Origin of the sequence: Caballeronia sp. LZ001, from assembly GCF_031450875.1 — a bacterium.
Lineage (GTDB): Bacteria > Pseudomonadota > Gammaproteobacteria > Burkholderiales > Burkholderiaceae > Caballeronia.
In genome coordinates, this window is record NZ_JARTVX010000004.1 from 4,247,809 (window position 1) to 4,269,222 (window position 21,414).

Genomic DNA, 21,414 nt, shown 5'->3' on the forward strand with positions numbered 1-21,414 from the left:
AGATTGAGATTATGTCAGGACGTTCTCGATTCGTAAAGCTCTTCTTTGAACAAATTCGAAAAAGTCACGCGGCGAGCGTATCGCTAACCGCGGGCGCGGGTTCCGTGCGCCACACGCTCGTGCCTTTGATCGCTCGGTCGAGATCGGAGAGCACGGCTTCATGCGCCGCGAGCTCGTCCGCGCTTGCCGCGATGACCGTGAGATCGAGGTCGTCGAGCGCGATACGCGGTGTGCCTGTCGTGCCTTGCGCGGGCTGGTCGCCGAGCATGTCGATGACGAGGCTTTCCTGACCGCGCGTCATCGCTAAATAGACTTCCGCGAGCAACTCCGAGTCGAGCAACGCGCCATGCAGCGTGCGGTGCGCGTTGCTGATGCCGAAGCGGTCGCAGAGCGCATCGAGCGAGTTCCGTTTGCCGGGGAACATCTGCTTTGCTTGCGCGAGCGAGTCGATCACGCCGGCGCACATCGTCGACACTTTTGGCAAGCCGAGTAGCGCGAACTCCATGTCGAGAAAGCCGACGTCGAACGGCGCGTTATGAATGATCAACTCCGCGCCGCTAATGAAGTCGCGCAACTGCGCGGCAATCTCAGTGAACTTCGGCTTGTCGCGCAGGAACTCCGTCGTCAGGCCGTGCACCGCGAGCGCGCCCGGGTCGCTGTCACGTTCGGGGTTCACGTACAAATGCAGGTTGTTACCCGTAAGCCTGCGATTGACCAGTTCGACGCAGCCGATTTCGATGATCCGGTCGCCTGTGCGAGCGTTCAGGCCGGTGGTTTCAGTGTCCAGTATCAGTTGGCGCATGAGATGTGTGTCGTTGGTTCGTGCATGTTTCAGCTATCGGCGAGCGAGCTCACGCCGCGATTGGCGAGCGCATCGGCGCGTTCGTTTTCGGGATGCCCGGCGTGCCCCTTGACCCAGCGCCATTCAATCTGATGTTGCGCGACGAGGGCATCCAGCCGCTTCCACAAATCGGCGTTCTTGACGGGCGTCTTCGCTGCCGTCATCCAGTTCTTCTTCTTCCAGCCGTGAATCCATTCGCTGATGCCTTTCTGCACGTATTGCGAGTCGGTATGGATCACGGCCTGACAGGGCCGCTTCAAGGCTTCGAGCGCGGCGATCACCGCCATCAGTTCCATGCGGTTGTTGGTGGTCGCGGCTTCGCCGCCGAACAGTTCCTTTTCGAGCGAGCCGAAGCGGAGCAGGGCGCCCCAGCCGCCGGGGCCCGGATTGCCCTTGCACGCGCCGTCCGTGTAAATGTCGATGATTTTGTTCGATGCGTTCGTCGATGCGGATTCGTCAGTCATCAATGCTCGTTGCGAGTGTGCGGTGCGGCGACTGGTGCAAGGCCAGGCGCGAGCGCGGGTTTCTTCAATTTGCGCGGGCCGATGAGCCGCATGCCGCGCACGCGTTTCACCGCCGTGATCATGTACGCCGCGCCGAAGATGGGCCACCAGCGGTCGCCGGCGGGTTCCATGAATTGATAGCGTTGCAGCCACTTGTCCGTGACGAGCGGGGGACGATAGCAGCCGAAGCGTCCGCGTTCAAGGTCGAATCCAAGCAATTTGATCCAGTCCTTGATGCGCGTGAACGCGATCATCTCGTGCGCCGCCGGCACGAACGGCCGTCCCGTGACCTTGCCGAACGACTGGCGCGCGCCCCACAGACTCAAGGAGTTGAAGCCAAGGATGATGAGCTGGCCTTCAGGCACGAGCACGCGCTCGGCTTCACGCAGAAGCCTGTGCGGATCGCGCGAAAATTCGAGCGTATGCGGCAGCACGAGCAAATCGACGCTCTGCGCTTCGAAAGGCAAGTCGAGCAAATCGCACCAGACCGTGGCGCGGCCTTCCGGCGCGCTCGCGGCAGGCAACGGACTCACGCTGCGCGAGGCCGCTTGCGGCATCGTGTAGGGCGCGCTCGCGCCGCTTTCCGCGTCGAGCACGAGCCCGCGGCCGGTCATGCGATTTTCGCGCAGCGCGTCGAGTTGCGGCATGCCAAGCTGAAGCGCGTGATAGCCGAAGATGTCGGATACCACGCGATCGAGCTGCGCTTGTTCCCACTCGAGCACATAGCGTCCGGGTGCGGAGCTTGTCCAGGCGGGCCAGTCTATAATCACTCGGTCTGACATGTTCGGGTTGCCGCTAGATGATCGCTATGGATTCGCATGCTAAGGGTTCGCTCGAATACGTTCCGGTTCCGGCGTTCGAGGACAACTACATCTGGCTCGTGTCGGACTCGCGCGACGCGGTCGTGATCGATCCGGGCGACGCCGCGCCCGTCGAGGCGTATCTCGCCGAACGCGGTTGGCGGCTGACCGCTATTTTACTCACGCACCATCATCAAGACCACGTCGGCGGCGTCAAAGCACTGCTCGATAGCCGAACGGCAGAGGGTGGCGTGCCGGTCTACGGACCGGCCGGCGAGCGCATCGAGCATTTGACTGCGCGCTTATCCGAAGGCGATATCGTGCGCGTGGACCAGCCTGCCCTGGAGTTTCGCGTCCTCGATGTACCTGGCCATACGGCCGGTCACATCGCGTACTTTCAGGCACATGACCCGCGCGGCACACCGCATCTCTTTTGCGGCGACACGCTTTTTGCAAGCGGCTGTGGCCGGCTTTTCGAGGGCACGCCGCAGCAGATGCTTGCCTCGCTCGATTCGCTCGCCTCGCTGCCTGACGATACGCTAGTGCACTGCGCCCACGAATACACGCTTTCGAACATCCGCTTTGCGCGCGCATGCGAACCGGATAACGCGGCGCTCGCGCGCTGGAATGACGACGCCGTCGCGTTGCGAGCGGCCGGCAAGCCCACGCTGCCGACGACCATCGGCCACGAGAAGTGCGTCAACCCCTTTCTGCGCGTGGACGACAAGGCCATTCAGGCAACACTTTCCACTCAGTTCGGACAGCCGATTTCCGACCGCCTCGACGCATTTCGCGTGATGCGCGGCTGGAAAGATAAGTTCCGCTGATGTCTCATAATTAGGGCGAACTTAATCCGAAACTTTGGAAACGCCGATAGATGCAGGATTTTGCAGGGGAATTACGTGCATTCTTATTGACGTTGCAAGTGCGGTTCCGTACCATCGGCTTCAAATTTCCAAGCGTCTTCTTTGGAAGCCGGAACGTTCATGCGACTAACACTTAGTGCGCTATCCGTCCTGACACTGGCCGCGTGTGCCAGTCAAGGTCCGACAGCGCTCACCTCCAATACCACAGCAACACCCACCGAAGCCTCGCAGCAAAAGGTCGCGGACACCATTCGCCGCACTGCCGCAGCCAAGGAAACCATTGACGTCGACAAGACGCCTGTCACTTCGCTCGTCGGGTCGTCGGACCTGTGGAACCGCATTCGCGCGGGCTTCCAGATTCCGGATCTGCAAACGGACCTGGTCGACATGCAGGTCAACTGGTACGCGCAGCGCCCAGAGTATGTGGAGCGCATGACTGCGCGTTCGCAGAAGTACCTGTATCACATCGTCGAAGAACTCGAAGCACGTCATATGCCGACGGAACTGGCGCTTCTGCCGTTCATCGAGTCGGCGTATAACCCGCAGGCGCTGTCGGTCGCGAAGGCCGCTGGCATGTGGCAGTTCGTGCCGGGTACTGGCCGCGACTACAACCTCAAGCAAAACATGTGGCAGGACGAGCGCCGTGACGTGCTGGCATCGACCAGCGCCGCGCTCGACTATCTCTCGCGTTTGCATGACATGTTCGGCGACTGGCATCTCGCGCTCGCCGCATACAACTGGGGTGAGGGCAATGTGCAGCGCGCCATCGCGCGCAACGAAGCCGCAGGTTTACCGACGGACTACGAAAGCCTGCGCATGCCCAACGAGACGCGCAATTACGTGCCGAAGCTGCAGGCGGTCAAGAATATCGTCAGCAACCCGCAGCAATATGGCCTTGCGCTGCCCGACATTCCGAATCACCCGTATTTCGTGACGGTCACGACCGCGCGCGACATCGACGTGACCATGGCCGCGAAGTTGGCCAGCATGAGTGTCGAGGAATTCCGCTCGCTGAATCCGTCGTTCTCGAAGCCGGTCATTCTCGGCGCGACCAATCCGCAGATCTTGCTGCCGTTCGACAACGCAGCGACGTTCCAGCGCAATCTGAGTTCGTACACGGGCGCGCTGTCGTCCTGGACGACCTACACGGTGTCCGAGCGTGCGCGTCCGGCCGCTATTGCCGAGAAGATCGGCGTGGATGCGGACACGCTCATGTCGGTGAACCATATTCCGGCTGGCATGCGTCTGAAGCCGGGCTCGACCATCGTCGTGCCGCGTAATGATGACGACGACGAGGACATCAGCGCCGATGTCGCCTCGAACGCCATGCTGGCCGTCGAACGCGACGTGCCCGACACGCGCAAGATGGCCATCCGCGTGCGCCGCAAACAGTCCATCGAGACGCTGGCGGATCGCTACAACGTGTCGGTCGGGCAGATCAGGGCCTGGAACCGCACGCATCGCGAAGTCTTCATGCCGGGGCAAGTCGTTGTTCTACACGTGCCGTACGGCAAGGCAGTGCCGGCCGAGCCGGGTCCGGTTCGTCTGGAAACCGTTTCGGCGTCGAGCCGTTCGTCGGGCGGCGTAACGAAGATCGGTACGCGCGCTCCGGTTGCCAAGAGCGCATCGGCGAAGGCCACGACGCATTCGGCGACGAAATACACGAAGGTTTCGAGTTCCAGCAAGTCCTACGCAGCGAAGCCGGCCGTCGCCAAAACGGCCACACCCGCCAAACGGGCTACCACGAAGAAGACCACGAAACACTAAGCATCGTGCTTCTTGGTTTATTCCACGCCGTCACCAAGGTGACGGCGTTTTCTTTTGGTGCGCCAGTTAAACTGGCATTTCAAAAAAACAATGAAGCGCTCGCATCGCATGTCGTCCTCAGTTCGTCTTCGCGTCTTTTTCCTGTTCGCCGCCGGCTATTTCGTCTCGTACTTATTCCGGGGCGTGAATCTCGGCTTCGCGCCGCTGATCACGCACGACCTCGGTTTGTCGGCGGCAGACCTGGGTCTGCTGACTTCGCTTTACTTCATAGGCTTTGCGCTCGCGCAGATTCCGGTCGGCGTGCTGCTCGATCACTTCGGGCCGCGCACGGTGACGGCCGGCATGCTGGTTTTCGCGGCGGTTGGAATCTGGGTTTTCGGGGCGTCGCAAGGATTGGCCGGGCTGATGGTGGGGCGGCTTTTGATCGGCGTCGGTGTTTCGGTCTGTCTGAGCGCAGCGTTCAAGGCGTCGGCGCAGCATTTCCCTGTCGCGCGACTGCCGCTCGTCAATGGCTTCACGATGGCCGTTGGCGGTCTCGGCGGCGTCGCGGTCGGCTCGCCGCTCGCATCGCTTCTGCAGGTTGCCAACTGGCGGCAAGTTTGCGTCGGACTCGGCGTGTTCACGCTGATCGTGTCCGCGACCATCCTGCTGTTTGCACCGCGCAAGAGCGACGCGCGCCATCAGGCCGACATCGTCACGCAGTTCAAAGGCACCTGGCACATCTTGAAGAGCGGCGCGTTCTGGAAGATCGCGTCGTTTTCCGTCGTCACGCAGGGCGTGTTTTACGCGATGCAATCCCTGTGGATCAAGCCCTATCTCCTCGACGTGATGGACCTCACGCCTGCCCACGCCTCCGCGCTCGTCTCGGTGCTCGGCCTCGCGATGATGTTCGGCAGCGTCGGCTTCGGCGCGGCGGCGCGCGGTATCGAGCGGCGCGGCATATCGGTTTATGCGTTCTGCGGCGGCGGCATGGTGTTGTTCGTCATCACGCAAATCCTCATGGTGCTGCGCGCGCCGCTGCCGCCGGCGGTGCTGCTCGCGGCGTATGGCATTTTCGGCGGCACGGGCATTCTGAGTTACGCGATCATGGCGGAATACTTCCCGTCGCACATGATTGGCCGCACCAATACGACTCTCACGCTCGTCATTTTCTTGCTCATCTTTGGTTTTCAGGTCGGGGTCGGCGCCGCGCTGTCGTTTTGGCCGTCCGTGGGCGGGCGTTATCCCGTGTCGGCGCATCTCACCGTATGGATTTCGCTCATCGCGCTGCAGGTGGCAAGCGCCGTATGGTATGCGTGGCCGAGCGCCGCGCTCGATAAGGGCAAGCAGGCCGTGCACTGAAGTCGGGCGCGCCGCGGCGTGCGAAAGGCACGTGACAACAAGCAGACCATTCCCAAATTTGGCTAAAAGACCGCTTTCAAGCTATAATTCGAAGGTTTGAGCATATCAACCCGCACCCTAGCGCCTACCCCCATTCACCGTCGTTCGCTGCGCCTTGCAGTGCGCGCCGCACGCCGCCGATCGCCTGCTTCGTTATCCCGTTGGGTCCACCCAGCGCGTTGATCCAAGCCGCGACGCGCGCCTGACGAGCCGCCGCTGACAAAAGCGCAAAGGATATCCCCGTTCATCGCAATGAACGCCGGGAACCAAGCCTGAATTTCGGACAGACAGGTCGGTAACAGGGTGTCCCCCAAGGAGCCTTCCGTGTTGCCGTCATTCTCCCCAGCACTACTCGCACTTGCCGACGGCACGGTCTTTCGTGGTCAATCGATCGGTGCAACCGGTTCGACGATCGGCGAAGTCGTATTCAACACCGCCATCACCGGTTATCAGGAAATCCTGACCGATCCGAGCTACGCCCGCCAGATCGTCACGCTGACCTATCCGCACATCGGCAACGTCGGCGTGAACGCCGAAGATGTCGAAGCCACCAAAGTCCATGCCGCCGGTCTCATCATTCGCGACCTGCCGGTGCTCGCATCCAACTTCCGTTCTGAGCAGTCGCTTTCCGACTATTTGAAGGCGCAAGGCGTCGTCGCGATTTCGGACATCGACACGCGCAAGCTCACGCGAATTCTGCGCGACAAGGGTGCGCAGAACGGCTGCATTCTCGCGGGCAGCGACGACGAAGCAAAGGCGCTCGAACTCGCGCGCTCGTTTCCCGGCCTCGCGGGCATGGATCTGGCAAAAGTCGTGTCGACCGACAAGTCCTATGATTGGACGCAGACCGAATGGCGCCTCGGCAGCGGCTACGGCACGCAGGAAGCCCCGAAGTTTCGCGTCGTCGCGTTCGATTACGGCGTGAAGTACAACATTCTGCGCATGCTCGCCGAGCGCGGTTGCCAGGTCACCGTGCTGCCGGCGCAAGCGAGCGCGGCTGACGCACTCGCGCTCAATCCGGATGGCGTCTTCCTCTCGAACGGCCCCGGCGACCCGGAACCGTGCGACTACGCCATCGCGGCCACGCGTGAATTCATCGCGCGCGGCATCCCGACCTTCGGCATCTGTCTAGGACACCAGATCATGGGCCTCGCGGTCGGCGCGAAAACCATGAAGATGAAGACCGGCCACCACGGCGCGAATCATCCGGTGAAAGACCTGGAAGACGGCCGCGTGGTCATCACGTCGCAGAACCACGGTTTCGCGGTCGATGCCGACACGCTGCCCGCCAACGCAAAGGTCACGCACGTATCGCTTTTCGACGGCACGCTGCAGGGCTTCGCGCTCACCGACAAGCCCGCGTTCTGCTTCCAGGGTCATCCGGAAGCGTCGCCCGGCCCGCACGACATTGCATATCTGTTCGACCGCTTCATCAAGCTGATGGAAACGCAGAAGGTCACTGCCTGACAGTCGAGAGCACAGAACGGAACACCGCAACACAAAACATCGAGAGCAGTTATGCCGAAGCGCACAGACATCAAGAGCATCCTCATTATCGGCGCGGGTCCGATCATCATCGGCCAGGCGTGCGAGTTCGATTATTCGGGCGCGCAGGCTTGCAAGGCGTTGCGTGAGGAAGGCTACAAGGTCATCCTCGTCAACAGCAATCCCGCGACGATCATGACCGACCCGAACACGGCCGACGTCACTTACATCGAGCCGATCTCGTGGGAAGTGGTCGAGCGCATCATCGCGAAGGAGCGGCCGGATGCGATCTTGCCGACCATGGGCGGACAGACCGCGCTCAATTGCGCGCTCGATCTTTTCCATCACGGCGTGCTGGAAAAGTACGACGTCGAGCTGATCGGCGCATCGCCGGAAGCCATCGACAAGGCCGAAGACCGCCAGAAGTTCAAGGACGCGATGACCAAGATCGGTCTCGGTTCAGCCAAGTCTGGAATTGCGCATTCCATGGAAGAAGCGCTGACCGTGCAGGCGCAAATCGCCGAGGCCACTGGCAGCGGCGGCTATCCGACCGTGATTCGCCCGTCGTTCACGCTGGGCGGTTCGGGCGGCGGCATCGCGTATAACAAGGAAGAGTTCGAGGAAATTTGCCGGCGCGGTCTCGATCTCTCGCCGACGCGCGAACTGCTGATCGAAGAATCGCTTCTCGGCTGGAAAGAGTACGAGATGGAAGTTGTCCGCGACAAGAAGGACAACTGCATCATCGTGTGTTCGATCGAAAACCTCGATCCCATGGGCGTGCATACCGGCGACTCGATCACCGTCGCGCCCGCGCAGACGCTGACCGACAAGGAGTATCAGGTTCTGCGTAACGCGTCGCTTGCCGTGTTGCGCGAAATCGGCGTCGACACAGGCGGCTCGAACGTGCAGTTCGCGATCAACCCCGACGACGGCCGCATGGTCGTGATCGAGATGAACCCGCGCGTGTCGCGCTCGTCCGCGCTGGCATCGAAGGCAACGGGCTTTCCTATCGCCAAGGTCGCGGCCAAGCTCGCGTGCGGCTATACGCTCGACGAGTTGAAGAACGAGATCACAGGCGGTCAGACGCCGGCGTCGTTCGAGCCGACCATCGACTATGTCGTGACGAAGGTGCCGCGTTTCGCGTTCGAGAAATTCCGCGAAGCCGACTCGCGCCTGACCACGCAGATGAAGTCCGTCGGCGAAGTCATGGCAATGGGCCGCACGTTTCAGGAATCGTTCCAGAAAGCGCTGCGCGGTCTCGAAGTGGGCGTCGACGGTCTGGACGAAAAGACCACGAGCCGCGACGAAGCCATCCGCGAAATCGGCGAGCCGGGACCGGACCGTATCTGGTATCTCGGCGACGCGTTCCGCCTTGGTCTGACGGCTCGGGAAATCTTCGAGGAAACGTCGATCGACCCGTGGTTCCTTGCGCAGATCGAGCAGATCATCCTGAAGGAGAAGGCGCTCGAAGGCCGCACGATCGAAAGCCTCGGCAAGGACGAACTGCTGTATCTGAAGAAGAGCGGTTTTTCCGACCGGCGGCTTGCGAAGCTCACCGGTTCGAAGCAGGAAGACGTGCGCCGCCGTCGTCACGAGTTGAAGGTGCGGCCGGTTTATAAGCGCGTCGATACTTGCGCGGCCGAGTTCGCGACCAAGACGGCGTACATGTATTCGACCTATGAGGACGAGTGCGAAGCGAATCCGACCGACAAGAAGAAGATCATGGTTCTCGGCGGCGGCCCGAACCGGATCGGGCAGGGCATCGAATTCGACTATTGCTGCGTGCACGCCGCGCTCGCCATGCGCGAAGATGGTTACGAAACCATCATGGTCAACTGCAATCCTGAAACGGTTTCGACCGACTACGACACGTCGGATCGTCTGTACTTCGAATCGCTGACGCTCGAAGACGTGCTCGAAATCGTCGAGCTGGAAAAGCCGGTCGGCGTGATCGTGCAGTATGGCGGCCAGACGCCGCTCAAACTCGCGCTCGACCTCGAAGCGAACGGCGTGCCGATCATCGGTACGTCGCCGGACATGATCGATGCCGCCGAGGATCGCGAGCGGTTCCAGCAATTGCTGAAAGATCTGAATCTGCGCCAGCCGCCGAATCGCACCGCGCGCGCCGAAGACGAAGCACTCAGGCTCGCGGAAGAAATCGGTTACCCGCTGGTCGTGCGTCCGTCTTATGTGCTGGGTGGCCGCGCAATGGAGATCGTCCACGAGCCGCGCGATCTCGAACGCTACATGCGCGAGGCCGTGAAGGTATCGAACGACTCGCCGGTGTTGCTCGACCGCTTCCTGAACGACGCGATCGAATGCGATGTGGACTGTATCTCCGATGGCGACGACGTCTTCATTGGCGGCGTGATGGAGCATATCGAACAGGCGGGCGTGCATTCCGGCGACTCGGCTTGCTCGCTGCCGCCTTATTCGCTCGCGCAAGACACCATCGACGAACTGAAGCGGCAAACCGCCGCCATGGCGAAGGCGCTGAACGTGGTCGGCCTGATGAACGTGCAGTTCGCCATCCAGCAAGTTCCGCAAGAAGATGGCTCGAAGAAGGATGTCATCTACGTGCTGGAAGTGAACCCGCGTGCATCGCGCACGGTGCCGTATGTGTCGAAGGCGACGGGCCTGCCGCTCGCGAAAATCGCGGCGCGCGCAATGGTCGGGCAGAAGCTCAAGCAACAAGGCGTGACGAAGGAAGTGATTCCGCCGTACTTCAGCGTGAAGGAAGCGGTGTTCCCGTTCGTCAAGTTCCCGGCGGTCGATCCCGTGCTCGGGCCCGAGATGCGTTCGACGGGCGAGGTGATGGGCGTGGGCCGTACCTTCGGCGAAGCGCTTTTCAAGTCGCAACTCGCGGCGGGTTCGCGTCTGCCGGAATCCGGCACCGTGCTTCTCACCGTGATGGATGCCGACAAGCCAAAGGCCGTCGAAGTCGCGCGCATGCTGCACGAACTCGGCTACCCGATCGTCGCGACCAAGGGGACGGCCGCGGCCATCGCGGCGGCGGGTGTGCCCGTGAAGGTCGTGAACAAGGTGAAGGACGGGCGTCCGCATATCGTCGACATGATCAAGAACGGCGAAATCGCGCTGGTCTTCACCACCGTCGATGAAACGCGCGCGGCCATCGCCGATTCGCGTTCCATCCGTATGAGCGCGCAGGCCAACAAGGTCACGTACTACACGACGATGTCCGGCGCGCGCGCGGCGGTCGAAGGTCTGCGTTATCTGCGCGATTTGGAAGTCTATGATTTACAAGGCCTCCACGCTCGCCTAAACTAAGGCTTCGATTACCGGTCCAAGTATCACGAGCCGCGGTTAAGCGGCGTCTTCTCGTTCTGGGGAGATGCGCTTAACCGCGGTAATTTTTTTACGGCTGTTTTTGTTTGTGGATTGTCTATGAGCACGATTCCCTTGACGAAGCGCGGCGCGGAGTTGCTGCGCGACGAATTGCAACGCCTGAAGGCTGTCGAGCGTCCCGCGGTCATCAACTCGATCGCGGAAGCACGCGCGCAGGGCGATCTGTCGGAAAACGCGGAGTACGATGCCGCGAAAGAAAAGCAGGGCTTTATCGAGGGCCGCATTGCGGATCTCGAATCGAAGCTTGCCGCCGCGCAAGTGATCGACCCGAAAACGGTCGAAGCGGAAGGCCGCGTGGTGTTCGGCGCGACGGTCGAACTGGAAGATCTCGAGTCGAGTCATAAGGTGACGTATCAGATCGTCGGCGACGACGAAGCCGACATCGACCACGGTCTCATCTCCGTCAGCTCGCCCATTGCGCGCGCGCTGATCGGCAAGACGCAGGGCGACGTCGCCTCGGTGCAGGCCCCGAGCGGCGCGCGTGAGTACGAAATCATCGCTGTTCGATACGTCTGATGGAGCATCGACTCTTTCGCACGGTAACGATGATTTGGGTCGGCAGCTTGCTGACCCTCGGTCTCGTCGCCGCGCCCGTGCTCTTTTCGGTGCTCGACCGTACGTCGGCGGGTTCGGTGGCGGCGCAGCTCTTTCGCATCGAAGCGTATATCGGCGTGGTCAGCGCGCTGATTCTGATCCTGATCGGCAATCGCTTCGTGAAGAGCGGCATCGTCGACTACAAGCGCGTGCGGTGGCTTGTCGCGGTCATGCTGGTGTGCGTGCTCGTCGGATACTTCGCGTTGCAGCCGTTCATGAATTCGCTGCGCATCTCGGCGCAGGAAGCAGGGATGGAACTCGCGAATTCGCCTTATGCGAAGGAGTTCGGCGTTCTGCATGGCATTTCGAGCGCGATTTATTTGATCGAATGCCTGTGCGGTATTGCGCTCGTGTGGCGTTTGCCCGGTGCGGCGCCTGTCAAGATCGTGCCGAAGGGCAAGTCCGCGAAGGTCGCGGCCAAGCGCGCGCGTAGCTGAAGAAGATGCTGCGAGAGACGGCGCGGACGTTTTGAATCATCGTCCGCGCCGTTTCATCATTTGACGGCCTGATGTTGACGCTTCGAGCCAGCCTGACGCTTCTTCGCGCGCTTGACGTTGCCGCCCGCGGTGACGCGTTCGTTACCTAGCACTTTGAGCGTTTGTTTGCGCGGCTTCTTGACGGCGGGTGCATCGCGCGTGATCTTGACGGCCTTGACGATGCGCGGCGCGCGACCCTTGGTCGAACGCTCCTCGGCAATTTCACCAGCGCTCGGCGGCATGGTGCTGCGGGTGCGGGCGGTGCGGGTCTTGGCGGGCGCGGCGCCTTCCGGTCTCCAGATCACGAGCAGCTTGCCGATATGCTGAACAGGTGCGGCATCCAGGCGATCGCAGATTTCGTCGTAGATGCCAACGCGTGCTTCACGCTCGTCGCCGAACACGCGAATCTTGATGAGCTGATGCGCTTCGAGGTGCACGCCGATTTCTTTCAGCACGGCCTCGGTCAGGCCTTCGGCGCCGACGAGCACGACCGGATTGAGGGCGTGAGCCTGGGAGCGCAGATCGGCGCGCTGGGCCGGGGAAAGTTTAAGAGCTGGCATGTGGAATAAGGGACTCGACTAAAATGTGGGCGGCGGGTTTGGCGTCGGCTGGGCGTTGCAGCGCTGTCGGACGCACGAAGCGCGGGCGGTATGGACACGCGGCGCCGTCATGGACCGATCAGATGAAAAGCACCTGAAGTGCTGGGCAAGCCGCCCGAATAAACAAATAGGCCGGAAACGCAAATTTCGAGCGCTTTGCAGCGCACGGGAACCGGTCCGGCCGACAAGACGCGTATTATCCGCTAAAAGCATTGCGCGATACAGCAAGAATAAGCACGCGCGCAAGAGGTTAGTCCCCGGCGCGCAGCATGGGCTCAGTTTGAATGGCAAAGAACCGGTTTAATCATTCGTGGTTGCATGACCACATCAACGACCCTTACGTGAAGATGGCGCAGCGCGAGGGCTATCGCGCGCGCGCGGCGTACAAGCTCAAGGAGATCGACGAGCAGGACAAGCTCATCAAGCCAGGGCAGGTGATCGTCGACCTCGGCTCGACGCCCGGCTCGTGGAGTCAGTACGCGCGTAACAAACTCGCTCAGGGCGCGAAGCGCGATGCGCAGCGCGAAGGCGGTATAGACGGCACGATCATCGCGCTCGATCTTCTGCCGATGGACCCCATTGCCGATGTCACCTTCATTCAGGGCGACTTCCGCGAAGACGCCGTGCTTGCGCAACTCGCGGAAATTGTTGGCGAGCGTCAGGTAGACCTTGTTATTTCCGACATGGCCCCAAACCTGTCTGGCGTGGCGAGCGCGGATGCAGCGCGTATCGAACATCTTTGCGATCTGGCGCTGGAGTTCTCGCAGAACCATCTGAAACCGGATGGTGCGTTGCTGGTCAAATGTTTTCACGGCAGCGGTTACAGCCAAATCGTCGAGAAGTTTAAGCACCAGTTCAAAGTGGTGGCGCCGCGCAAGCCCAAGGCGTCTCGCGACAAATCGTCGGAGACTTTTGTACTCGGGCGGCGGCTCAAACATCCGACTGTGGAACACGAGTAAATCATTTCGGCGAAAAATAGCGATATTTTCGCCGAATATGTCGAAAAACCCCTGTCTTCCGCTATTTGCGCGGTAGATAAACCTTATGGCAGGGGTTTGCGGTCTGGATTAGAATGCTTTGGTGGCGCCGCAAGGTTTATGTAGGCGCCCGTCTATGAGTGAGGAGTGGTGCTTTGAACAACAATATGTTCTCTAAAGCGGCAGTGTGGCTCGTGATCGCACTGGTGCTGTTTACGGTGTTCAAGCAGTTCGATAAGCCCCGCGTCCAGGAAGGTGTGTCCTATTCGCAGTTCATGGACGACGCGAAGAACGGCAAGGTGAAGAATGTCACCGTTCAAGGGCGGAATCTGACGGTCACTCCGGCAGACGGCCAGAAATACCAAATCGTGTCGCCTGGCGACATCTGGATGGTCGGCGATCTGATGAAATACGGCGTTCAGGTTAGCGGCAAGGCTGACGATGAACCCAACGCGCTGGTTTCCGCGCTGTACTACCTTGGACCGACCATTCTCATCATCGGTTTCTGGTTCTACATGATGCGGCAGATGCAGGGGGGCGGCAAAGGCGGGGCCTTCTCGTTCGGCAAGTCGCGAGCGCGGCTGATCGACGAAAACAATAACGCTATCAATTTCACCGATGTCGCGGGTTGCGACGAAGCGAAAGAAGAAGTGTCCGAGCTCGTCGACTTCCTGCGCGACCCGCAGAAATTCCAGAAGCTGGGCGGCCGCATTCCACGAGGAGTGTTGCTGGTCGGACCTCCTGGCACGGGTAAGACGCTGCTGGCTCGCGCTATCGCGGGTGAAGCGAAGGTGCCGTTCTTCAGCATCTCGGGTTCCGACTTCGTGGAAATGTTCGTCGGCGTGGGCGCGGCTCGCGTTCGCGACATGTTCGAGCAAGCAAAGAAGCACGCGCCTTGCATCGTGTTCATCGACGAAATCGACGCGGTCGGTCGTCATCGCGGCGCCGGCATGGGCGGCGGTAACGACGAACGCGAGCAGACACTCAATCAGATGCTCGTGGAAATGGACGGCTTCGAAGCGAATTCCGGCGTTATCGTGATCGCTGCGACGAACCGTTCCGACGTGCTCGACAAGGCGCTCCTGCGTCCGGGTCGTTTCGACCGTCAGGTATATGTCGGTCTGCCGGACATTCGCGGTCGCGAACACATCATGAAGGTGCATCTGCGCAAGGTGCCGATTGCGAACGACGTCGACGCTTCGGTCATCGCGCGTGGTACGCCGGGCTTCTCGGGTGCCGATCTCGCAAACCTCGTCAATGAAGCTGCGCTTTTTGCGGCGCGTCGCGGCAAGCGGATCGTCGAGATGCAGGACTTTGAAGACGCGAAAGACAAGATTTTCATGGGTCCGGAGCGCAAGTCGGCTGTCATGCGCGAGGAAGAACGTCGCAACACGGCCTTCCACGAGTCCGGTCACGCCGTCGTGGCGAAGTTGTTGCCGCATGCCGATCCGGTGCACAAGGTTACGATCATGCCGCGCGGATGGGCATTGGGTGTCACCTGGCAATTGCCTGAACACGACCGCGTGAATTTGTATCGCGACAAGATGCTGGAAGAAATCGCGATTCTGTTTGGCGGCCGTGCAGCGGAAGAAGTGTTCCTGAATTCCATGTCCACCGGCGCGTCCAACGACTTTGAGCGCGCGACCAAGATGGCCCGCGACATGGTGACGCGTTATGGTATGTCGGACACGCTTGGTACGATGGTCTACGTCGACACCGAACCTGAAGGCATGTTCGGCAAGCTGGGCGCGAAGACGGTTTCGGAAGCCACGCTGCAAAAGGTCGATTCGGAAATCCGCCGCATCCTGGACGAGCAGTATCAGCTCGCCCGCAAGCTGCTGGAAGACAACCGCGCGCGCGTGGAAGCCATGACGAAGGCGCTGCTCGAATGGGAAACCATAGACGCAGACCAGATCACGGACATCATGGAGGATCGTCCGCCGCGTCCGCCGAAGAACCTGCCGCCGCCTTCGGGTGATACGCCTCCGGGCGGCAACAGCGGTACGGAAGTCAAGCCGGGCAGCGCAACCGCGCCGGCCTAAGCTCTTCTAGTCCGATCATGGGCCGGTGTGCATCGCACTCCGGCCCATTTTTGCTTTATGGCTCACGACGGCGCACACATCGGATCACACTTCGCCCGTGCGTTACGCCCCTTGCAGCAATCCAGCTTTTTTCCGACACGCTTGATCACTCCATCTCCCTCCCAGTTTTCAGCGCAGCCGCTGCAATGCGGTCGGTTCACGCTGACGTTCGAACGTCCGCTCGTGATGGGCATTCTCAACGTCACGCCTGACTCGTTCTCCGATGGCGGCCGCTTCCTTCTGCGCGATGCCGCTCTGGCGCGCGCCGAGCGCATGCTTGCCGACGGCGCGGACATCATCGATATTGGCGGCGAATCGACTCGTCCGGGCGCGCCGCCGGTTCCGCTGGCTGAAGAACTGGAGCGCGTGGTGCCGATCGTCGAAGCGTTACGGGACATGAACGTCCCGCTTTCGGTCGATACCTACAAGCCCGCCGTGATGCGCGCCGCGCTCGATGCAGGCGCGGACATGATCAACGACATTTGGGGTTTACGTCAGGAAAGCGCGCTCGATGCCGTTAAAGACAGTAACTGCGGCTTGTGCGTGATGCATATGCTCGGCGAACCGCGCACGATGCAACTTCGCGAGCCGGTGTACGCCGACGTCATCGCGGACGTCCGTGCGTTTTTCGCCGAACGAATCGCGGCGCTGGCGCAGGCGGGGATCGCGCTGGAGCGCGTAAGTCTCGATCCGGGCTTCGGCTTCGGCAAGACCGTCGAGCATAATTACGCGCTGCTGGCGAACCTCGCCGCGACGCTGCCGGCAGGCAAGCGGTATCCGCTGCTCGCGGGAATGTCGCGCAAGTCGATGCTCGGCGCAGTCACCGGGCGCGCGGCGAACGAACGGCTTGCGGCGAGCGTGAGCGGGGCGGTTTGCGCGGCGGAGCGCGGTGCGGCGATCATCCGCGTGCACGACGTCGCGGAAACCGTGGATGCGCTGAAAGTCTGGCGAGCCACGAGAGACGCCACGCATCACGAAAAGCATTGAAAGAACTTCGGCGAAGGCGCACGCGCCGAATCGATCAACACATGTCGCGGGCCAAGAACAGGCGCCATATGTCCGCGAGGAGGGTCAGCAACAATGGCACGTCGATATTTTGGAACTGATGGAATTCGCGGGCGCGTCGGCGAGGCGCCGATCACACCGGATTTCGTTCTCAGGCTGGGGTACGCGGCCGGCAAGGTGCTCGCGGGAGCGGACCGTTCGCCGCAAAAGGGCAACCGTCCGACGGTGCTTATCGGCAAGGACACGCGGGTTTCCGGCTACATGCTCGAAGCCGCGCTGGAGTCGGGCTTTTCCGCCGCGGGCGTCGACGTGATGCTCGCCGGCCCGATGCCCACGCCCGGCGTCGCGTATCTCACGCGCGCGCTGCGGCTTTCGGCGGGCGTGGTGATCAGCGCATCGCACAATCCGTACGACGACAACGGCATCAAATTCTTCTCCGCCGACGGCAACAAGCTGCCGGACGAAGTCGAACTGCAAATCGAAGCGCAGCTCGACCAGCCGATGGCCTGCGCGCCCTCCGAGCGTCTTGGCAAGGCGAAGCGTCTTGACGACGCGGGCGGGCGCTATATCGAGTTCTGCAAGAGCACTTTCCCGGCGAGCTTCGATCTGCGCGGCCTCAAGATCGTGCTCGATTGCGCGCACGGCGCCGCCTATGACGTCGCGCCGCACGTGTTCCACGAACTGGGCGCGGAAGTCGTGCCTATTGGCGTGTCGCCGAACGGCTTCAATATCAACGATAAAGTCGGCGCCACCGCGCCCGATGCGCTCGTGCGCACGGTGCTCGAACACAAGGCGGATATCGGCATCGCGCTCGATGGCGACGCTGACCGCCTGCAAGTCGTCGATTCCACCGGCCGGCTTTTCAACGGCGACGAACTGCTCTACGTGCTGGTCAAGGACCGCATTGCGACGGACGGCAAGGTGGATGGCGCGGTCGGCACGCTGATGACCAACATGGCCGTGGAAGTGGCGTTGAAAGAGGCGGGCGTGAAGTTCGTGCGCGCGGCCGTCGGCGACCGTTACGTGCTCGAAAAGCTGCGCGAAAACGGCTGGCAACTCGGTGCGGAAGGCTCGGGCCACATTCTTTCGCTCGACCGGCATTCCACGGGCGACGGCATCGTGTCCGCGCTGCTTGTGCTCGCCGCCATCAAGCGCGGTGGCAAATCCCTCGCGGACATGCTCGACGGCGTCAGCCTGTTTCCGCAGAAACTGATCAACGTGCGCATGAGTCCGAACGCGGACTGGAAAAATAACGCGGCCATTCGCCGCGCGATCGAAGATGCCGAGCGGGCCCTCGAATCGCACGGGCGGGTACTGATTCGCGCCTCGGGAACCGAACCGGTACTGCGGGTCATGGTGGAAGCGGCGGCACATCAGGATGCGGTTAGACACGCGGAAACGATTGCTCAGGTCGTGAAGGACGCGACTTCCTAGACGGTCCCTAAAGCGCGTCACGTCTCACCAAAAGCGGACTACGGTCCGCTTTTTCTTTGGTTACAAGCCAACGCACGTTCGACTTTCAGTGCGTAAGCGCAATGACACGCGGCGTTCATCAAACGTCACGGTACTGTCACGAAGAGTGCCTATATTTCGCCGTGTCGGTTCTCTCGCTACACGCTCACACACTCTGGAGGTCTCATGAAATTGATGCAATCCGCGCTGGCCGGCGTCATCGGCGCAATGTTCGCCGTCTCCGCATTCGCCACGGATATCACCGGCGCGGGCAGCACCTTCGCAGCTCCCATCTACACCAAGTGGGCTGACGCCTACCAAAAAACGGGCGGCGGCAAGGTGAACTATCAAGGCATCGGCTCGTCGGGCGGCGTCAAACAGATCATCGCGAAGACGGTGGATTTCGCAGGCTCGGACGCACCGCTGAAAGATGAAGAACTCACGAAGGAAGGCCTGTTCCAGTTCCCGACGGTCGTCGGCGGCGTGGTGCCGGTCATCAACGTGCCGGGCGTGAAGGCCGGTGAAGTGACGCTGTCGGGCGAAGTGCTCGGCGACATCTACCTGGGCAAGATCAAGAAGTGGAACGACCCGGCTATCGCCGCGCTGAACCCGAAGGTCAAGCTGCCGGATACCGACATCGCCGTGGTGCGCCGCGCCGACGGATCGGGCACGAGCTTCATCTGGACGAACTATCTGTCGAAAGTGAATTCCGAGTGGAAGTCGAAGGTCGGCGAAGGTTCGACGGTCAACTGGCCGACGGGCACGGGCGGCAAGGGTAACGACGGCGTCGCGGCGTTCGTGCAGCGTCTGCCGGGCGCGATCGGCTACGTGGAGTGGGCGTATGCCAAGCAGAACAAGATGACCTACGTGGGTCTCAAGAACGCGGCTGGCACGGTCGTCGAGCCGAAGACGGAGACCTTCAAGGCGGCGGCTGCCGGCGCGGACTGGTCGAAGTCGTTCTACCAGATCCTCACGAACGAGTCGGGCCAGAACGCATGGCCGATCGTCGGTGCAACGTTCGTTCTGCTGCACGCCACGCAGGACAAGGCGCCGCAAGGCACGGAAACGCTGAAGTTCTTCGACTGGGCGTTCAAGAACGGCAACCAAGCCGCGAACGATCTCGACTATATCTCGCTGCCGGATTCGGTCGTCGCCGAAATCCGCACGCAATGGAAGGCGAAGGTCAAGGACGCGTCGGGCAAGGCGGTTGCGCAGTAAGCGGTACCATGGTCTGAAACTGTCCTAAGCTCTTGAAGTCAGGACGGAAATGCAGTGCAGGCAATGCCGCGCGGCACGTCGAATGACGTGCCGCGCGCTCTGACAAGCAGCACAACCAAGGCTCCCATGTCGGACATCAACTTAGCGTCGGCGCCGCCGGCCGCGCATACCCAGCGCGCGCCGAGCCGTTTCGGCGACATCATATTCGGCGGCATCACGCGGCTCGCGGCCGTGGTGACGTTGCTTCTGCTTGGCGGCATCATCGTTTCGCTCGTCATTGCGTCGATGCCGACCATCGAAAAGTTCGGACTCAGCTTTCTCTGGCGCGCGGAGTGGGACCCACAGACCGATAGCTTCGGCGCGCTCGTGCCGATCTACGGCACCATTGCCACGTCGATCATCGCGCTCATCATCGCCGTGCCGGTGAGCTTCGGCATCGCGCTCTTCCTCACGGAACTCTCGCCAGCGTGGCTGCGCCGGCCGCTCGGTGTCGCCATCGAATTGCTCGCGGCGATTCCCTCGATCGTCTATGGCATGTGGGGTCTGCTCGTGTTCGCGCCGATCTTCGCGGAATACTTCGAAAAGCCGCTCGGCCATCTGCTCGGCGACGTGCCCGTCATCGGCATGTTCTTCAAGGGCGCGCCTATCGGCATCGGCATTCTGTGCGCGGGCGTGATCCTCGCCATCATGATCATTCCGTACATTGCCTCGGTGATGCGCGACGTCTTCGAAGTCACGCCCGTGCTTCTCAAGGAATCGGCATACGGCATCGGCTGCACGACCTGGGAAGTGATGTGGAAGATCGTGTTGCCGTACACGCGCGCCGGTGTGATCGGCGGCGTGATGCTCGGCCTCGGCCGCGCGCTCGGCGAGACCATGGCGGTGACGTTCGTGATCGGCAACACCAATCTGCTCGACAACGTGTCGCTGTTTTCGCCGGGCAACAGCATCACCTCGGCGCTCGCCAACGAATTCGCCGAAGCAAGCCCCGGCCTGCATACGTCGGCGCTGATGGAACTCGGGCTCATCCTGTTCGTGATCACGTTCGTCGTGCTCGCGTTGTCCAAGCTGATGCTGCTGCGCATGGAACGCGGGGAGGGAGTCAAGTGAGCCGTCCCGCCACCTTCAATCAGGACCCCGACCGCGTGGACGCCACGCGCAAGAAGCTGCAGAGCCGTCGACGCGGCACCAATGCGATCGCGCTGACGCTCTCGCTGGCCGCGATGGCTTTCGGCCTTCTGTGGCTCGTGTGGATTCTCTTCACGACGCTTAAGCTCGGCGTCGCTGGCCTGTCGCTCGAACTCTTCACGCAGTCGACGCCGCCGCCGAACACCGATGGCGGCGGTCTTGCCAACGCTATCGTCGGCAGTCTGATGCTCGTCATCATCGCCACGTTCATCGGCACGCCGCTCGGCATTCTGGCGGGCGTCTATCTCGCGGAATATGGCCAGAAGCGTTGGCTCGCGAGCGTCACGCGCTTCATCAACGACATTCTGTTGTCGGCGCCTTCCATCGTCGTGGGCTTGTTCGTGTATGCGCTCGTCGTCGCGAAGATGGGTCGCTTCTCGGGATGGGCCGGCGTGATCGCGCTCGCCTTGCTGCAGATTCCGATCGTCATCCGCACCACTGAAAACATGCTGAAGCTCGTGCCGAACGCGCTGCGCGAAGCGGCTTTCGCGCTCGGCACGCCCAAGTGGAAGATGGTGATGTCGATCACGCTGAAGGCGTCGATTGGCGGCATCGTCACGGGCGTGTTGCTGGCGGTCGCGCGGATTGCCGGCGAAACCGCGCCGCTGCTCTTCACGTCGCTGTCGAATCAGTTTTTCTCGTGGGACATGAATCAGCCGGTGGCGAACCTTCCGGTCACGATCTACAAGTTCGCGATGAGCCCGTTCCCGCAATGGCAGACGCTCGCGTGGGCCGGTGTGTTCCTTATTACGCTCGGCGTGCTGGGTTTGAATATCCTCGCGCGCACGATTATCTCGAAGAAATAAAGGCGGAGTG

At 61.5% G+C, this 21,414-nt stretch carries 18 protein-coding genes; 14 read left to right on the forward strand and 4 right to left on the reverse strand.

The annotated features are described in order from the left end of the window. Positions 1–64 precede the first annotated feature (64 nt). From dnaQ to P9292_RS30945, 3 genes are read right to left on the reverse strand one after another with little or no spacing between them, the layout of a single operon-like run. The gene (gene dnaQ / locus P9292_RS30935) at positions 65–802 is read right to left on the reverse strand and encodes a DNA polymerase III subunit epsilon (protein ID WP_250509291.1); all 738 of its coding nucleotides are present in this window, start codon (positions 800–802) and stop codon (positions 65–67) included. Between the two features lie 29 nt (positions 803–831). After that, the gene (gene rnhA, locus P9292_RS30940; protein ID WP_244825767.1) at positions 832–1,305 is read right to left on the reverse strand and encodes a ribonuclease HI; all 474 of its coding nucleotides are present in this window, start codon (positions 1,303–1,305) and stop codon (positions 832–834) included. Beyond that, positions 1,305–2,126 carry a class I SAM-dependent methyltransferase gene (locus P9292_RS30945; RefSeq protein WP_244825765.1) on the reverse strand — a complete coding sequence of 274 codons (822 nt, stop codon included), beginning with the start codon at positions 2,124–2,126 and terminating at the stop codon, positions 1,305–1,307. Before P9292_RS30945 ends, rnhA begins: the two co-directional genes overlap by 1 nt. A 17-nt stretch (positions 2,127–2,143) precedes the next feature. On the opposite strand from P9292_RS30945, the gene gloB reads away from it, so the two are divergent. The 7 genes from gloB to P9292_RS30980 all read left to right on the forward strand — a co-directional run bounded on the left by gloB (position 2,144) and on the right by P9292_RS30980 (position 12,039). After that, entirely contained in the window at positions 2,144–2,971 is an 828-nt protein-coding gene (gene gloB, locus P9292_RS30950) for a hydroxyacylglutathione hydrolase (protein WP_309962790.1), read from the forward strand. Positions 2,972–3,130: 159 nt separating this feature from the next. Continuing rightward, the gene (locus P9292_RS30955) at positions 3,131–4,777 is read left to right on the forward strand and encodes a transglycosylase SLT domain-containing protein (protein ID WP_250526050.1); all 1,647 of its coding nucleotides are present in this window, start codon (positions 3,131–3,133) and stop codon (positions 4,775–4,777) included. Between the two features lie 108 nt (positions 4,778–4,885). Then, complete coding sequence (locus P9292_RS30960; RefSeq protein ID WP_309962793.1) at positions 4,886–6,118, forward strand: MFS transporter; 1,233 nt, start codon at positions 4,886–4,888, stop codon at positions 6,116–6,118. A 363-nt stretch (positions 6,119–6,481) separates the two neighbouring features. Next, on the forward strand, positions 6,482–7,624 hold the full coding sequence (gene carA, locus P9292_RS30965) for a glutamine-hydrolyzing carbamoyl-phosphate synthase small subunit (RefSeq protein WP_244825757.1): 1,143 nt from the start codon (positions 6,482–6,484) through the stop codon (positions 7,622–7,624). Between the two features lie 51 nt (positions 7,625–7,675). Further along, the gene (gene carB / locus P9292_RS30970) at positions 7,676–10,930 is read left to right on the forward strand and encodes a carbamoyl-phosphate synthase large subunit (protein ID WP_250465242.1); all 3,255 of its coding nucleotides are present in this window, start codon (positions 7,676–7,678) and stop codon (positions 10,928–10,930) included. Positions 10,931–11,047: 117 nt separating this feature from the next. Further along, the gene (gene greA, locus P9292_RS30975) at positions 11,048–11,524 is read left to right on the forward strand and encodes a transcription elongation factor GreA (RefSeq protein ID WP_309962795.1); all 477 of its coding nucleotides are present in this window, start codon (positions 11,048–11,050) and stop codon (positions 11,522–11,524) included. Beyond that, positions 11,524–12,039: a DUF4149 domain-containing protein gene (locus P9292_RS30980; RefSeq protein ID WP_244825752.1), complete on the forward strand. Its 516-nt coding sequence runs from the start codon at positions 11,524–11,526 to the stop codon at positions 12,037–12,039. Before greA ends, P9292_RS30980 begins: the two co-directional genes overlap by 1 nt. A gap of 56 nt (positions 12,040–12,095) precedes the next feature. Here the strand turns inward: P9292_RS30980 and P9292_RS30985 are convergent, their stop codons facing one another. Continuing rightward, the gene (locus tag P9292_RS30985) at positions 12,096–12,638 is read right to left on the reverse strand and encodes a YhbY family RNA-binding protein (RefSeq protein WP_244825750.1); all 543 of its coding nucleotides are present in this window, start codon (positions 12,636–12,638) and stop codon (positions 12,096–12,098) included. Between the two features lie 323 nt (positions 12,639–12,961). Here P9292_RS30985 and P9292_RS30990 point away from each other — a divergent pair, with 323 nt between their 5' ends. From P9292_RS30990 to pstA, 7 genes are all read left to right on the forward strand, one after another. Further along, a complete protein-coding gene (locus tag P9292_RS30990) occupies positions 12,962–13,636 on the forward strand; it encodes an RlmE family RNA methyltransferase (RefSeq protein WP_244825748.1) in 675 nt (224 codons plus the stop codon). A 173-nt stretch (positions 13,637–13,809) separates the two neighbouring features. Then, the gene (gene ftsH / locus P9292_RS30995; RefSeq protein ID WP_244825747.1) at positions 13,810–15,696 is read left to right on the forward strand and encodes an ATP-dependent zinc metalloprotease FtsH; all 1,887 of its coding nucleotides are present in this window, start codon (positions 13,810–13,812) and stop codon (positions 15,694–15,696) included. 225 nt (positions 15,697–15,921) lie between these two features. After that, positions 15,922–16,722, forward strand: a complete 801-nt coding sequence (gene folP, locus P9292_RS31000; protein WP_309964237.1) for a dihydropteroate synthase — start codon at positions 15,922–15,924, stop codon at positions 16,720–16,722. A gap of 93 nt (positions 16,723–16,815) precedes the next feature. Then, positions 16,816–18,174: a phosphoglucosamine mutase gene (gene glmM / locus P9292_RS31005; protein ID WP_244825746.1), complete on the forward strand. Its 1,359-nt coding sequence runs from the start codon at positions 16,816–16,818 to the stop codon at positions 18,172–18,174. Between the two features lie 204 nt (positions 18,175–18,378). Then, on the forward strand, positions 18,379–19,410 hold the full coding sequence (gene pstS, locus P9292_RS31010) for a phosphate ABC transporter substrate-binding protein PstS (protein WP_309843851.1): 1,032 nt from the start codon (positions 18,379–18,381) through the stop codon (positions 19,408–19,410). A 126-nt stretch (positions 19,411–19,536) separates the two neighbouring features. Beyond that, positions 19,537–20,520, forward strand: a complete 984-nt coding sequence (pstC, locus tag P9292_RS31015; RefSeq protein ID WP_244825744.1) for a phosphate ABC transporter permease PstC — start codon at positions 19,537–19,539, stop codon at positions 20,518–20,520. Beyond that, on the forward strand, positions 20,517–21,404 hold the full coding sequence (gene pstA, locus P9292_RS31020) for a phosphate ABC transporter permease PstA (protein WP_244825742.1): 888 nt from the start codon (positions 20,517–20,519) through the stop codon (positions 21,402–21,404). Before pstC ends, pstA begins: the two co-directional genes overlap by 4 nt. The last annotated feature ends 10 nt before the right edge of the window (positions 21,405–21,414 follow it).

Excerpts from the sequence above, each read along its gene's own strand:
- P9292_RS30945 (WP_244825765.1), bottom strand. The coding sequence starts at position 2,126 with ATGTCAGACCGAGTGATTATAGACTGGCCCGCCTGGACAAGCTCCGCA.
- folP (WP_309964237.1), top strand. The coding sequence starts at position 15,922 with ATGGGCATTCTCAACGTCACGCCTGACTCGTTCTCCGATGGCGGCCGC.
- P9292_RS30960 (WP_309962793.1), top strand. The coding sequence starts at position 4,886 with ATGTCGTCCTCAGTTCGTCTTCGCGTCTTTTTCCTGTTCGCCGCCGGC.
- greA (WP_309962795.1), top strand. The coding sequence starts at position 11,048 with ATGAGCACGATTCCCTTGACGAAGCGCGGCGCGGAGTTGCTGCGCGAC.
- gloB (WP_309962790.1), top strand. The coding sequence starts at position 2,144 with ATGATCGCTATGGATTCGCATGCTAAGGGTTCGCTCGAATACGTTCCG.
- P9292_RS30980 (WP_244825752.1), top strand. The coding sequence starts at position 11,524 with ATGGAGCATCGACTCTTTCGCACGGTAACGATGATTTGGGTCGGCAGC.
- dnaQ (WP_250509291.1), bottom strand. The coding sequence starts at position 802 with ATGCGCCAACTGATACTGGACACTGAAACCACCGGCCTGAACGCTCGC.
- carB (WP_250465242.1), top strand. The coding sequence starts at position 7,676 with ATGCCGAAGCGCACAGACATCAAGAGCATCCTCATTATCGGCGCGGGT.
- P9292_RS30955 (WP_250526050.1), top strand. The coding sequence starts at position 3,131 with ATGCGACTAACACTTAGTGCGCTATCCGTCCTGACACTGGCCGCGTGT.
- glmM (WP_244825746.1), top strand. The coding sequence starts at position 16,816 with ATGGCACGTCGATATTTTGGAACTGATGGAATTCGCGGGCGCGTCGGC.
- P9292_RS30990 (WP_244825748.1), top strand. The coding sequence starts at position 12,962 with ATGGCAAAGAACCGGTTTAATCATTCGTGGTTGCATGACCACATCAAC.
- pstC (WP_244825744.1), top strand. The coding sequence starts at position 19,537 with ATGTCGGACATCAACTTAGCGTCGGCGCCGCCGGCCGCGCATACCCAG.
- pstS (WP_309843851.1), top strand. The coding sequence starts at position 18,379 with ATGAAATTGATGCAATCCGCGCTGGCCGGCGTCATCGGCGCAATGTTC.
- P9292_RS30985 (WP_244825750.1), bottom strand. The coding sequence starts at position 12,638 with ATGCCAGCTCTTAAACTTTCCCCGGCCCAGCGCGCCGATCTGCGCTCC.
- rnhA (WP_244825767.1), bottom strand. The coding sequence starts at position 1,305 with ATGACTGACGAATCCGCATCGACGAACGCATCGAACAAAATCATCGAC.